This is a genomic window from Micromonospora sp. RV43 (assembly GCF_001029515.1).
Classification (GTDB): Bacteria; Actinomycetota; Actinomycetes; order Mycobacteriales; family Micromonosporaceae; genus Micromonospora; species Micromonospora aurantiaca.
Genome location: NZ_LEKG01000096.1, coordinates 1 through 13,526, shown reverse-complemented (window position 1 = coordinate 13,526; position 13,526 = coordinate 1). Strand labels below are relative to the sequence as shown.

At 73.4% G+C, this 13,526-nt stretch carries 10 protein-coding genes and 1 pseudogene; 3 read left to right on the top strand and 8 right to left on the bottom strand.

The window, feature by feature from the left end:
• Window positions 1–122: 122 nt before the first annotated feature.
• From ABD52_RS22245 to ABD52_RS22235, 3 genes are all read right to left on the bottom strand, one after another.
• Window positions 123–1,928, bottom strand: coding sequence for a PucR family transcriptional regulator (locus ABD52_RS22245; protein ID WP_082171367.1), 1,806 nt, complete (start codon window positions 1,926–1,928; stop codon window positions 123–125).
• A 134-nt stretch (window positions 1,929–2,062) separates the two neighbouring features.
• Window positions 2,063–3,514 carry an argininosuccinate synthase gene (gene argG / locus ABD52_RS22240; protein WP_041799074.1) on the bottom strand — a complete coding sequence of 484 codons (1,452 nt, stop codon included), beginning with the start codon at window positions 3,512–3,514 and terminating at the stop codon, window positions 2,063–2,065.
• A gap of 44 nt (window positions 3,515–3,558) precedes the next feature.
• The gene (locus tag ABD52_RS22235; protein WP_347405053.1) at window positions 3,559–4,371 is read right to left on the bottom strand and encodes an RNA methyltransferase; all 813 of its coding nucleotides are present in this window, start codon (window positions 4,369–4,371) and stop codon (window positions 3,559–3,561) included.
• 102 nt (window positions 4,372–4,473) lie between these two features.
• Between ABD52_RS22235 and ABD52_RS22230 the strand changes: the two genes are divergently transcribed.
• The gene (locus ABD52_RS22230) at window positions 4,474–6,306 is read left to right on the top strand and encodes a thiamine pyrophosphate-requiring protein (protein ID WP_047893097.1); all 1,833 of its coding nucleotides are present in this window, start codon (window positions 4,474–4,476) and stop codon (window positions 6,304–6,306) included.
• A 4-nt stretch (window positions 6,307–6,310) separates the two neighbouring features.
• Here the strand turns inward: ABD52_RS22230 and ABD52_RS22225 are convergent, their stop codons facing one another.
• Window positions 6,311–6,871 carry a dihydrofolate reductase family protein gene (locus ABD52_RS22225; RefSeq protein ID WP_013287359.1) on the bottom strand — a complete coding sequence of 187 codons (561 nt, stop codon included), beginning with the start codon at window positions 6,869–6,871 and terminating at the stop codon, window positions 6,311–6,313.
• A gap of 121 nt (window positions 6,872–6,992) precedes the next feature.
• On the opposite strand from ABD52_RS22225, the gene ABD52_RS22220 reads away from it, so the two are divergent.
• Window positions 6,993–7,655 (top strand): thymidylate kinase, encoded by a 663-nt coding sequence (locus ABD52_RS22220; RefSeq protein ID WP_047893096.1) that lies wholly within the window; start codon window positions 6,993–6,995, stop codon window positions 7,653–7,655.
• Between the two features lie 14 nt (window positions 7,656–7,669).
• Here the strand turns inward: ABD52_RS22220 and ABD52_RS22215 are convergent, their stop codons facing one another.
• From ABD52_RS22215 to ABD52_RS22200, 4 genes are all read right to left on the bottom strand, one after another.
• Window positions 7,670–9,871 carry a transglycosylase domain-containing protein gene (locus ABD52_RS22215; RefSeq protein ID WP_235437531.1) on the bottom strand — a complete coding sequence of 734 codons (2,202 nt, stop codon included), beginning with the start codon at window positions 9,869–9,871 and terminating at the stop codon, window positions 7,670–7,672.
• Between the two features lie 102 nt (window positions 9,872–9,973).
• Window positions 9,974–10,777, bottom strand: coding sequence for a hypothetical protein (locus ABD52_RS22210; protein WP_047893094.1), 804 nt, complete (start codon window positions 10,775–10,777; stop codon window positions 9,974–9,976).
• A gap of 129 nt (window positions 10,778–10,906) precedes the next feature.
• Complete coding sequence (locus ABD52_RS22205; RefSeq protein ID WP_013287363.1) at window positions 10,907–12,013, bottom strand: SPFH domain-containing protein; 1,107 nt, start codon at window positions 12,011–12,013, stop codon at window positions 10,907–10,909.
• 5 nt (window positions 12,014–12,018) lie between these two features.
• Window positions 12,019–12,492, bottom strand: coding sequence for an NfeD family protein (locus tag ABD52_RS22200; RefSeq protein WP_013287364.1), 474 nt, complete (start codon window positions 12,490–12,492; stop codon window positions 12,019–12,021).
• A gap of 98 nt (window positions 12,493–12,590) precedes the next feature.
• On the opposite strand from ABD52_RS22200, the pseudogene ABD52_RS22195 reads away from it, so the two are divergent.
• A pseudogene (locus ABD52_RS22195) lies at window positions 12,591–13,403 on the top strand (serine hydrolase domain-containing protein); the annotation flags it as partial.
• Window positions 13,404–13,526 lie beyond the last annotated feature (123 nt).

Below are 13,526 nucleotides of genomic sequence, written 5' to 3'. Positions count from 1 at the left end.
TCTTGGAGTTGTGGCACCTCGCTTCAGGGGCATTACGGGCGCCACAACTCCAAGATCGGCGAGTCGGCCCAGACCTCATGATCAGCGGGGCAGGCGGGGGTGCGGGCCGACCCCGGACCGGGTCAGGGGGTGCGGATGGCGTCCAGGGCCAGCAGGGCCACGTGCAGGGACAGGCACCTGTCCACCGAGTCGAGGTCGGCGTCGAGGATGCGGCCGATGCGGGCCAGCCGTTCGTAGAACGCCGGCCGGGACAGGTGCGCGGCGGCCGCGCCGGCCGACTTGTTGCGCCCCTGCTCCAGGTACGCCCGCAGCGTGCCGAGCAACTGCTCCCGCGGGTGCTGGGCGTCGTAGGCGAGCAGCGGCCCGAGTTCACGCTCGACGAACGTCTGCAACCGGGGTTCGTCACGCAAGAGGTGCAGCAGCCCGGCCAGCCCCACGTGCGGCAGCCGGTAGCAGGGCAGGTCCCGGGGATCCCGCCGCGCCGCCTCGGCGACCTGCCGCGCCTCGATCAGCGACCGGCGTGCCTCGCGCAGGCTGCTCACACCGGACCCGGCCGCCACCACGATCGCGGCCCGGGGCGGCGCGTCGACCGGCCGTGCGCTCCCCGATGTCACGGCCCGTCCGGCGGGACGGTCAGTCGACTCCGACGTGCGGGACGCCGGGCGGGCGGCGGGGGCGGCGTCGAGGCGTACCCGGCGCAACGCCGCGGCGAACGCGGACAGTGCCTTCTCCTCGGCGGCCGGGTCGGGGAGCGCCAGCAGCGCGCCCACGGCCTGGTCGTCGAGCGGGCTGGTCAGCGCGGTGAGCTTGGCGTCCCGGACGGCCTGGCTGACCGCCTCGGCGAGGTCGCGCAGCCGGGCGGGGCCGGCTTCCGGGTCCTCGGCGTCGGTGTCGCGGCGCGCGCCCCGGCGGGCAGCCGGCTCGTCGTCGGGGGCGCCCGCGTCACCGGACGGCTCGCCGGCGCGGTGCCGGACCACGACGCCGACCAGGTGGCGGCGGTCCAGGACGACGCCGAGCGCCTTGGCGCGCAGCGCCACCTCGTCCACCGGACGGGTGTGGTCGATCAGGGCGGTCAGCAGCGTACGGTGGATCTGCCGTTCCAGGCCCTCGGCGTCGCGCCGGATCAGCCGGCCCAGCGCCAGCGTGGAGGCGGCCCGTTCGATCAGGATGGTCAGCCGGGTCGGCGGGGTGGACTCGGTCGCCGGCCAGCGCAGCAGCAGCCGTCCCCAGTCCTGTCCCCGCGCGCCCACTGTGGTGACGAGCCAGCCGCTGTCCGGGTCGTACGCGGTGCGCCCGGGCGGGCGGATCTGCCGCGAGTGCCGCTCCCAGCCGTCCAGCAGCAGTTGGGCGTTCTCCCCCGCCGGGTCGTACGCGAGCACCTGCCGGGACAGGTTCTCCAGCACCATCGGGCAGCCGGCCAGTTCGGCGGCCTGCCGCAGCACCTCGGCCGGTTCGGCGCCCTCCACCGACAGTTCGGTGAACCGCTGGTGGATCTCCTCGGTGGCGCGCAGCTCGGTGAGCTGGGCGTCCACGATCAGCGCGTGCACCGCCTCGGTGATCCGGACGAACGGGGTGCCCCGGCGCAGCTCGATCAGGGGCAGGCCGCGTCGTTCGGCGGCGGCGGCCATCACGCGTGGCACTCCGCTGACGTAGCGGCGGCCCAGTTCGACCACCAGCCCGGAGACGCCGACGTCGGCCAGCGCGCCGATGAACTCGCGGAGCCCGGCGTCGTCGCCCGGCAGCCCGATCCCGGTGGTGAGGACCAGTTCCCCGCCGCCGAGCAGGGTGGCGATGTCGGGCACCTCGGCGATGTGCACCCAGCGCACCGACCGGTCCAGCCCGGCGTTCCCCGCGACCAGGCGCGGCGCGCCGTGGCGCACGGGCACCAGGTCCAGCACCTCACGCACGGTAGGGAACACGGGCGACACGCTACCCTGCGTCACCACCGTTGCCGAGAGCCACACCGCCCGCCGGCCCGCGGGGAGGCGGGACCGGCGGGCGGTCAGGTGAGACGAGCCGCGGACCGCTGCCCGGTGGGGCGACGGTCCGCGGACGGCGGCGGTCAGTCGACGCCGAACTCCATCGCGGCCCGGTCGAGCGCCTCGTCCTCGGCGGTGGGCACGCCCCGGGAGGCGATGGCCTCCGCGCCGCCCTGCGGCATGGCGCCGATCAGCCCGGTCGAGGCCGCCTGGGCGGCGCCGACGATCCGCTGCGGGGTGCCGCCGCCGACCATGCCGACGGAGGCGTACTGCTCCAGCTTGGCGCGGGAGTCGGCGATGTCCAGGTTGCGCATGGTGAGCTGGCCGATCCGGTCGGCCGGGCCGAACGCCGAGTCCTGGGTGCGCTCCATCGACAGCTTGTCCGGGTGGTAGCTGAACGCCGGGCCGGTGGTGTCCAGGATCGAGTAGTCCTCGCCCCGGCGCAGCCGCAGCGTGACCTCGCCGGTGACCGCCGTGCCGACCCAGCGCTGCAACGACTCGCGCAGCATCAGCGCCTGCGGGTCCAGCCAGCGGCCCTCGTACATGAGGCGGCCGAGGCGGCGGCCCTCGTTGTGGTAGTTCGCGAGCGTGTCCTCGTTGTGGATGGCGTTGACGAGCCGCTCGTACGCGGCGTGCAGCAGCGCCATGCCGGGGGCCTCGTAGATGCCGCGGCTCTTGGCCTCGATGATCCGGTTCTCGATCTGGTCGGACATGCCCAGGCCGTGCCGGCCGCCGATGGCGTTGGCCTCCAGCACCAGGTCGACGGCGCTGCCGAACTCCTTGCCGTTGATCGTCACCGGGCGGCCCTGGTCGAAGCCGATGGTGACGTCCTCGGTGGGGATCTCCACGGACGGATCCCAGAACTTGACGCCCATGATCGGCTCGACGGTCTCGATGCCGGTGTCCAGGTGTTCGAGCGTCTTGGCCTCGTGGGTGGCGCCCCAGATGTTGGCGTCGGTGGAGTACGCCTTCTCGGTGCTGTCCCGGTAGGGCAGGCCGCGCTCCAGCAGCCACTCCGACATCTCGGTGCGGCCGCCCAGCTCGGTGACGAAGTCGGTGTCCAGCCACGGCTTGTAGATCCGCAGCTGCGGGTTCGCCAGCAGGCCGTACCGGTAGAACCGCTCGATGTCGTTGCCCTTGAACGTCGAGCCGTCGCCCCAGATCTGCACGTCGTCGGCGATCATCGCGCGGACCAGCAGCGTGCCGGTCACGGCCCGGCCCAGTGGCGTGGTGTTGAAGTAGGCCCGCCCGCCGGAGCGGATGTGGAAGGCGCCGCAGGTCAGCGCCGCCAGCCCTTCCTCGACCAGGGCGGCGCGGCAGTCGACGAGGCGGGCGACCTCGGCGCCGTAGCTGAGCGCGCGGCCGGGCACCGAGGCGATGTCGGGCTCGTCGTACTGGCCGATGTCAGCGGTGTAGGCGCAGGGGACGGCGCCCTTGTCGCGCATCCACGCGACGGCTACCGAGGTGTCGAGGCCGCCGGAGAAGGCGATGCCGACACGTTCGCCGATGGGCAGGGAGGTGAGAACCTTGGACACAAGGAAGATTATGCACGCCATCGCATGGTCATGCAAGCTGTACGTCAGAGCGCGTCTTCCCGCCCCAGCTCCCAGAACGCCACCGCCGCGGCGGCCGCCACGTTCAGCGAGTCCACGCCGCGCCGCATCGGGATCACCACCCGCACGTCGCTGGCGGCCTGCGCCGCCGCGGTCAGCCCCGGCCCCTCCGCCCCGAGCAGCAACGCCGCCCGCTCGCGCTGCGCCGGGGTCAGCCGCTGCATCGGTACGGCGTCAGGCGCCGGCGTCATCGCGAGCACTGTGAACCCGGCCGCCCGGACCTGGTCCAGCCCGCCGGGCCAGCTGTCGAGCTTGGCGTACGGCACCGCGAACACCTCGCCCATGCTGACCCGTACGCTGCGCCGGTACAGCGGGTCGGCGCAGGTCGGGGACAGCAGCACCGCGTCGACGCCGAGCGCTGCGGCGCCCCGGAAGATCGCGCCCAGGTTCGTGTGGTTGTTGACGTCCTCCAGGATCACCACCCGCCGGGCGGCGGCGAGCACCTCGTCGGCGGAGCGCAGCGGCTTGCGGTGGAACGAGGCGAGCACGCCCCGGTGCACGTGGAAACCGGTGGCGCGCTGGAGCACGTCCGGCGTCGCCGCGTACACCGGCGCGTCACCGGTGTCCAGGTCGGCGAGCTGGTCCACCCGCTTGGCGTCGACCAGGTACGACCGGGCCGGGTAGCCGGCCCGCAGCGCACGCCGCAGCACCAGCTCCCCCTCGGCGATGAACAGCCCGTGCGGCGGTTCCCAGCGGGTACGCAGCTCCACGTCGGTGAGCGCGCGGTAGTCGGCGATCCGGTCGTCGTCGGGGTCGGTGATCTCGTGGACGGGCACCAGGCGATTCTGCCCGGCCCGCCCGGCCGCTCCGGCGCGGGCCGGGTTTCCGTCGTCCCGGGCGGGGAACGGAGCCGGAAGGCCGACGGTGACGGAGGGACCACGATGGGCGCGGATCACGACGGCAACCTCCCCCGCGACGCCACCGTCGCCGACTACCTGGTGGCCCGGCTCGCCGAGTGGGGCGTGCACCGCTACTACGGCTACCCGGGCGACGGGATCAACGGCATGACCTCGGCGTTGCAGCGGGCCGAGGGGCGGGCCCGGTTCATCCAGGTCCGGCACGAGGAGACGGCCGGTTTCGCGGCCGGCGCGCACGTCAAGTACGGCGGCGGCCCGCTCGGATGCGTGGTGGTGACCAGCGGCCCCGGCGCGATCCACGCCCTCAACGGCCTCTACGACGCGAAGCTCGACCACCAGCCGGTGGTGGCGCTGCTCGGGCACACCGCGCTGCCCGCCGAGGGCGGCGGCTACTACCAGGAGGTGGACCTGCTCTCCCTCTACAAGGACGTGGCGTCGGCGTTCCTGGCCCAGCTCGACGACCCGTCGCAGGCCCGGCACCTGGTCGACCGGGCCTGCCGGACGGCGCTGGCCCGGCGTACCGTGACCGCTCTGGTCCTGCCCTCCGACGTGCAGGACCTGCCGGCGGTGCCGCACCCGCCGCACGCCCACGGCTACTACCACACCAGCGCGGTACCGAGCAGCGAGCCGACGGTGCCGCCGGAGGCCGACGTGCGCCGCGCCGCCGAGGTGCTGCGCGGCGGCGAGCGGGTGGCGATGCTGGTCGGGCAGGGCGCGCTGGGCGCCGAGGACGAGGTACGCCGGATCGCCGACCGGCTCGGCGCCGGGGTCGCCACCGCGCTGCTCGGCTTCACCGCCGTCGACCACCGGCAGCCCTGGGTGACGGGCGCGATCGGCCTGCTCGGCAGCCGCCCGAGCTGGCAGCTCATGCGCGAGTGCGACAGGCTGCTGATCGTCGGCAGCCAGATGCCGTACTCGGAGTTCTACCCGCCGGAGGGCCAGGCCCGGGCGGTGCAGATCGACATCGACGGCACCCGGATGGGGTTGCGTTACCCGACCGAGGTGAACCTGACCGGTGACGCCGGGCCGACGCTGCGCGCCCTGCTCAAGGAGCTGGGCCCGGGGCCGGGCCCGACCGCCTGGCGGGCCACCCTCGCCGACGCCACCGGCAAGTGGCGGGCCTCGCAACGCGAGGTCGCCGCCCAGCCGGCCGACCCGGTCAACCCGCAGTCGCTGTTCACCTCGCTCGACGACGCGCTGCCAGGCGACGCCATGCTCGCCGTGGACTGCGGCACCGCCACCGCCTGGTACGCCCGGCACGTGCGGGTCCGCCCCGGCATGCTGGCCAGCCTCTCCGGCACGCTGCTCTCAATGGGCGGCGGCATGCCGTACGCGCTGGCGGCGAAGTTCGCCCACCCGGACCGGCCGGTGATCGCGCTGCTCGGCGACGGCGCGATGCAGATGAACGGCGTCAACGAGCTGATCACGGTGGCGAGGTACTGGCGGGAGTGGGCCGACCCCCGGTTCGTGGTGCTGGTGCTCAACAACCGGGATCTGGCCTTCGTCAGCTGGGAGCAGCGGTCCGGCGAGGGCACGCCGATGTTCCCGGACAGCCAGGACCTGCCGGACGTCGCGTACCACAGGTGGGCCGAGGTGCTGGGCCTCGGCGGTGAGCTGGTCGACTCCCCCGACCGGGTGGACGGCCTGTGGCAGCGGGTGCTCGACGCGGACCGCCCGGTGGTGGTGAACGCCGTGGTGGACCCGGCCGAGCTGATGCTGCCGCCGCACTTCACCGTCGAGCAGGCCCGCAAGACCGCCGCCGCGGTGCTGCGCGGGGACAGCGACCGGGCCGGCATCGTGCGGCGCGGCGTACCGGCCGCGCTCGCCACGTACCGGCCCCGCCGCCGGGGCCGCTGAGGCGTCAGGCCCGCCCGTAGCGCAGCAGCACCGACCGTCCGTCGAACGTGCGCGTCTCGACCAGCCGCAGGCTCTGCCGGGCCAGGCCGGGCAGCACCTGCCGTCCGCCGCCGAGCACCACCGGGTGCACGATCACCTCGTAGGTGTCGACGAGCCCGAGCGCGGCCAGCGCCGTCGCCGCGCCGGTGCCGCCGGTGACCAGCAGGTCGCCGGGGAACCGCTCACGGACCTCGGCGAACTCCTTCGCCAGGTCGCCGCCGCCGACCACAACGGCGCCGTGGGAGGCCTCGGCGAGCGTGCGGGAGACCACGATCTTCGGGGTACGCCGCCAGATCGGCGCGAACGCCAGGTCGTGCGGGTGGTCGGAGATCGACTCGACCTGCGGCCAGTAGGAGGACATCATCTCCCACACCCGCCGCCCGTAGACGAAGGCGTCGGCCCGCTCGGCCAGCCCGATCGAGTACGCGGACAGTTCCTCCCCCATCTCCGGCCAGTCGAACTCGCCGTTCGGGCCCTCGATGAAGCCGTCGACCGACGTGTGCACCCCGTAGACGACGTTGCCCATGCGCTGCTCCTCCGCGTATCGGCGCGTCCCGGTCGGACACGCTCACCGGTGGGTCGGAGCCGCCCGGCCGGATCCGACACGTCCCGTGGAGAGTTGTCCGGGTGCGTTAGCGTCCGGGCCCATGGGCCGCCCCGTGATGATCGCGCTGATCGGCGTCGACGGCTCCGGCAAGACCACCCAGGCCAGGGCTTTGGCGGCGCGGCTGCGCGAGCGGGGTGTGCGGGCGCGGTACTTCGAGAACGCCGGTGGGCGGCCGCTGTGGAACCGGCTGGCGCGGGCGCTCGGCCGCGCCGACGGGACGGCGCTGTTCGGCCGTACCGTCTATCCGGCGCTGGAGGCGACGGTGCGCGCGGCGGCGATGGCCCGGACCGTCGCGGTGGCCCGCCTGACCGGACGGGTGGCGGTGCTGGACCGGTGGACCTGGTGCCAGGACGTGATCATGGCGGCCCGCGGCGACCGGGGACGGCGCGTCGTGCGCACCGTCTACGCGGTCTTCCCGCGCCCGGCGGTGGTGTGCTTCCTGGCCACCTCGCCCGGGGTGGCGCAGCGGCGGGTGGCCGCGCGGGGCATCGACACCGAGGAGCTGGCGCACCTGCGCGCGCTGGACGCCGCCTACCGGGCACTGCCGGAGTTCGGCTCGTTCGTCACGCTCGACGGCGACGGCACCCCGGACGAGGTGGCCGCCGCCCTCGACGCGGTCGTGGACGCGGCCGTCGACGCGGTTGCGGGTCCGGCGCCGCGGCGCGGCGTTAAGAAGGGGCCCTTCCTCTACCGGAGGCGTTAAGAAGGGGCCCTTCCTTACCCGCGGCCGCGCAGCCAGCGGAGCACGTCGGAGGGCAGCTCGCTCTCCTGGCGCTGCTCGCGGCGGTCCGGCTCGGTCCGGCGGGGCGGCTGCGGGCGCTGCGGGTCGCCGACCAGCGCCCGGCTCGGCGCGGTGAAGTCGGCCACCGGCTTGCCGGCGAGCGCCGTCTTGATGGTCCGGGCCACCGCGTCGATCACCTTGGCCTGCACGGCGGAGCCGACCAGGTCGGTGACGTCGTCCGGGTTGGCGGCGATGCCTGCCACCGCAACCTGCGGGGTGTAGCCGACGAACGTCTCGGTGGCGTTGCGCTCCGAGCTGCCGGTCTTGCCGGCCACCGGGCGGCCGACGATCCGGTCGACGGCGGTGGCGGTGCCGCCGTTGCACTGGTCGAACGCGGACTGCTGGCCGACCGGGCAGCGGGCCGCGTCGGTGGCGGCGCGGGCCACGTCCGGTTCGAGCACCCGCTTGCAGGACGGCTGCGCCACGTCGACGGCGTCGCCGTCCGGCGCGGTCACCGAGACCACCGGCAGCGGCGTACAGTACGTGCCCTCGGCGGCCACCGTGGCGTACGCGTTCGCCAGGTCCAGCGGGGTCGTGGCGGCGACGCCGAGCGTGAACGCGCCCCAGTTGGCGGCGTTGTCGCGGGCGAACGCGGCGTCGGAGTCGGCCCGGAAGGTGATGCCGAGGCGCTGGGCCATCTCCACCACCTTGTCCTCGCCGACCTGCTCGGCCAGCCAGACGAAGTACGTGTTGACGGAGCGGCCGAAGCCGTCCCACATCATCCGGTAGCCGTCCATCCACTGCGGGTTGGCGTTCGCCGGGCACCACGTGCCGTCGCAGTTGCCCTCGTCGTCCGAGGCGTACCGGGTGGGCAGCCTGCTGGGGGCGTCGAAGCCGGTGGACAGCGGCTTGCCGGCCTCCAGCGCGGCCAGCATGGTGAACATCTTGAACGTCGAGCCGGCCTGGTAGCCGTCGACGCTGGCGCCGCCGGAGATCAGCGGGTTGACCGTGTTCGGGTGGTTGGCCTGCCCGTCCGGGTTGGCGTCGAGGCTGTAGTGCCGGTTCACCGCCATGGCGAGCACCCGGCCGGTGCCGGGCTCGACCGCCGCGATCGGCAGCGCCCGCTTGTTGCCGTACCCGTAGACCTTGGTGGCCTGCTCCTGCGCGGTCTGCTGGATCTCCGGGTCGAGCGTGGTGACGACGCGGTAACCGCCCCGGCGCAGTGCCTGCTCCCGCTCCTCGGGCGTGCTGCCGAAGGCCGGCTGGGTGAGCCACCAGCGGCGCAGGTAGTCGCAGAAGAAGCCCCAGTCGTCGTGTCCCTGGGCGGTGGCGGTGCAGCCGTTGGGCTGGGCGGTCGGGCGCAGCGTCAGCGCCTCGGTCTTCGCGGCGGCGGCCTGCTGCGCGGTGATCGCGCCGGTCTCGGCCATCGCGTCGAGCACGTACCCGCGCCGGGCCAGCGCCTGGTCCTTGTCGCCGTCGATCGGGCTGTACGCGTCGGGCGACTGCACCAGGCCGGCGAGCAGCGCCGCCTCGCCCAGCGTCAGGTCGGCCGGGGCCTTGCCGAAGTAGCGCTGGCCGGCGGCGGCGACGCCGTACGCGCCGGAGCCGAAGTACGCGATGTTGAGGTAGCGGTTGAGGATCTCGTCCTTTGAGAGCGACTGCTCCAGCGCGTTCGCGTACCGGATCTCCTGGAGCTTGCGCCCGACGGTCTGCTCGGTGGCGGCCTGCCGCTCCTCCGGGGTGCGGTTCGGGTCGGTCTTGAGCACGTTGCGGACATACTGCATGGTCAGCGTGGACCCGCCCTGCTCGGTGCCGCCGCCCTTGACGTTCGCCACCAGCGCGCGGGCGATGCCGCGCAGGTCAGCGCCGCCGTGCGAGTAGAACCGCCGGTCCTCGGCCGCGATGATCGCCTGCCGCATCACCGGGGCGATCTCGTCCAGCGACACGTCGGTGCGGTTCACGTCGTAGAACGTGGTGATCAGGGTGGTGCCGTCGTTGGCGTAGAGGTAGGAGCGCTGCGGCTGCACGGGGGTGCGCAGCGCGTCGGGCAGGTCCGCGTACGCGCCGAGCGCGGCCCGCGCGGCGAACCCGCCGAGCAGGCCGCCGGGAAGCGCGGCGAGCGCGAGGACGAGCCCGGCGAGCAGGCCGGCCAGCAGCACGGTGAACAGCCGCGAGAGCGGCGACCTGGGAGACGGCATGGACGCAAGGATTGCCACGAAAGCCGCCTACCGGCCACCTCGCCAGGCAACTGTCAGTTACCTCACGGCAACCGTTCAGCTCCCGGCGGCCGGACGAACCGGTCATCCGGCGCCGAGTGGGCCCTTCGGTGACGTCGGCGGCACCGGTGCGGCGGCGACGCTGGCGGCTGCGGCGTCCCGGGCGATGGTCTCGGGCACCAGGCGGCCGCTGCGGTAGCCGATGCCGATGCCGGCGACCAGCACGAAGATCGCGCCGAACGTCTGGAGCGAGCCGATCAGCGCGCCGCCCAGGCCGAGCAGCGGGGCGGCGATCATCAGCATGGTCCCGTCGCCGTAGGAGAACATCCCGGACCGGGCGACCGACCAGCCGGTCAGGAACCAGCCCACGCTGTAGAGGGTGGCGCCGAACAGCACGATGCCGCGTGCGGTCACGCCGAACACCGGCGTCTGCTCGGCCAGCCCGGCGAACGGCAGCATCAGCACCATCCCGCCGATGCTCGCGAGCAGCCCGGCCAGCGCGACGCGGCGGCAGCGGGTGGCGGCGAGCAGGCCGGTGAGCGCGAGCAGGGCGAGCAGCCCCAGCCACACCGCTGCGACCCAGCCGACCAGGTAGAGCGGCCGGCCGTCGGCCGGATACGGGTCGTTGCCCACACCGCCGTCGCTGGCCATCGCCACCAGGCCGTAGAGGACCGCGTACGCCGGGAGCAGCCAGACCGCCGCGCGGGCGAACCGGCGGATCGACCAGGCCCAGGTCGCGTCGGTCGCAGGCGCTCCCGGACCGGGTTCGGAGACGAACGGCAGGACCCCGAAACCCCCTCCGGTACGCCGGGAGCCGATCGGACCGGCCGGGTCGTGCGCGCCGGGGACCGGGGTACGGGAGAACAGCCGGTTCGCCGGGTCCTTCATGCCTCACCTCGTTCGCGCCACGGGCGGCCCGGGACGCGCAAACGGCGCTCCGGCCCTGCTCACCACCCGTCCTGGAACCGATGGTGGCAGTCGCCGGAGCGCCGTATGAGGGATTCTCGGATTTGCCGGTCAGCCCCGCTCGCGCTGGTCCGCCGGGTCGTTCACCAGGCTGGCCGGGGACACCGGCTCCGGCGCGGGCAGACCCTTCGGGTTGTTGCCGCCGGTGGCCTGCGCCTCCGCCACGCGTACCTCGTCGTGGATCTCCTGGGCCGCGACGGCCGCGGCCTGGGCGGCCTCGGCGGCCTCCCGCTCGACCTCGCCGGCGCTCTTGGCGGCCTCCGGCGACGGCACGTCGCCGGCCATGTTCGCGAGCCCGCCCAGCGCGCCGCCCATGCCCTCCAGGGCCTTGGTCAGCTCGGTCGGGACGATCCAGACCTTGTTGGCGGTGCCGTTGGCGATCTGCGGCAGCGCCTGGAGGTACTGGTAGGCGAGCACCTTCTGGCTCGGGTTGGCGGTGTGGATCGCGTCGAAGACGGTACGGATCGCCTTGGCCTGGCCCTCCGCCTGGAGGATCCGGGCCTGCCGGTCACCGTCGGCACGCAGCACCGCGGCCTGCTTCTCACCCTCGGCGGTGAGGATCTGCGACTGCTTGTGCCCCTCGGCGTTGAGGATCGCGGCACGGCGGTCCCGCTCCGCGCGCATCTGCTTCTCCATCGAGTCGCGGATGCTCGGCGGCGGCTCGATCGCCTTGATCTCGACCCGGGTCACCTTGATGCCCCAGCGGCCGGTGGTCTCGTCCAGCACGCCGGACAGGTGCCGGTTGATCTCCTCGCGGCTGGTCAGCGCGCGCTCCAGGTCGAGCGAGCCGATCACGTTACGCAGCGTGGTGACGGTGAGCTGCTCGATGGCCTGGAGGAAGTTGGAGATCTCGTAGGTGGCGCGAACCGAGTCGACCACCTTGAAGTAGAGGACCGTGTCGATCGAGACGACCAGGTTGTCGGAGGTGATCACCGGCTGGGGCGGGAAGCTGACCACCTGCTCGCGCATGTCGACCTTGGTACGCACCGCGTCGACGAACGGCACCAGCAGGTTGAGGCCCGGGTTCAGCGTGCGCTTGTACCGGCCCAGCCGCTCCACCACGTCCTGACGCTGCTGCGGCACGATCCGCACCGCCTTGAACAGCGTCACCACACCGATCAACGCCACCGCGATCATCAGGATCGCCAGAAACTCCATACCGTTCACCTTTTCGCTTCGGGCAGCTCACCCGGGGTGGAAATGTCGTCCTGCCATACCAGGGCGGTAGCGCCCCGGACCTTGATCACCTGCACCCGCTCACCCTCGGCGTACGTGCGCGTCGCGTCGTACGAGCGGGCCGTCCACAGCTCACCATCGATCTTGACCATGCCCCGGTCGGCGTCGACCGGCTCCAGGACCACAGCGGTGGCCCCCTCCAGCGCCTCGACCCCGAACGGCTGCTCCCCGGTCTCCAGCGTCGGCCGGGCGTGCCGCCGGACCACCGGACGGACCACCGCCACCGACAGCGCCGACACCGCCGCGAAGACCACCGCCTGGAGCGCCACCGGCGCACCGAGCGCCGCGGCGCCGGCGGCGGCGAACGCCCCGACCCCGAACATGATCAGGAAGAGCGTCGTCGTGAAGATCTCGGCGACCGCTAATACCACACCCAGAACGATCCAGAACACGGCGTCCACGAGAACAATCCTGACACGTCAACGCACGTGTCATCGAACTGTCATGATCGCTAGGCTCGGCACGGCGTACCGCGGCACCCGCCGACGAGGAGGACGACATGCCCCTGCTGCCCGAGACCGCGCGTCAGGTGGACCTGCTGGTCGCCCGGGCCCAGGCCGAGGGGCGCGGTCCCTCGCTCGCCCTCGGCGTGGTCCGCGACGGCCGGCTGGCGCACCTCGCGGTCGCCGGTGAGACGCCCCGCCCGGACGGCGACCTCCAGTACCGGGTCGGCTCGATCACCAAGACCATGACCGCGGTGCTGGTGATGCAGCAGCGCGACGCCGGCCGGCTGGCGCTCGACGACCCGCTCGACGCCCACCTGCCCGGCACCCCGGTCGGCACGGTGACGGTGCGCCACCTGCTCGGGCACGTCAGCGGCCTGCAACGCGAGCCGGACGGCGACTGGTGGGAGCGCGCCGAGGGCACGGACCTGGACACGCTGCTGGCCGGGCTGACGCCGGACAAGATCGCCCATCCGCCGCACTTCGTCTACCACTACTCGAACCTGGCGTACGGGCTGCTCGGCGCCGTGCTGGCACGGATCACCGGCACCCCGTGGGCGGACCTGCTGACCGAGCGGCTGCTGACACCGCTGGGCATGCGCCGCACCACGTACCACCCCACCGAGCCGTACGCCCCTGGTTACGTCGTCCACCCGTGGCACGAGACGCTGCGGGAGGAGCCGCGTACCGACACCGGGGCGATGGCCCCGGCCGGGCAGCTCTGGTCGACGGTCGAGGACCTGGGCCGCTGGGCGGCGTTCCTGGCCGACCCGGACCCGGCGGTGCTCTCCCCCGCCACGCTCACCGAGATGTGCGCCCCAGTGGTGATCAACGACCTGGACTCGTGGACCGGCGGCCACGGCCTCGGCGGGGGCTCTACTAGACGATCGGGATGGACATCGATTTTCCTCCGCACCGTCTCCGCGGTTTTTCCGCTCCGGCGGCGCCTACTGAACCACCCAGCCGGGCGCCCTCTAAGGCGTGTTTCATAA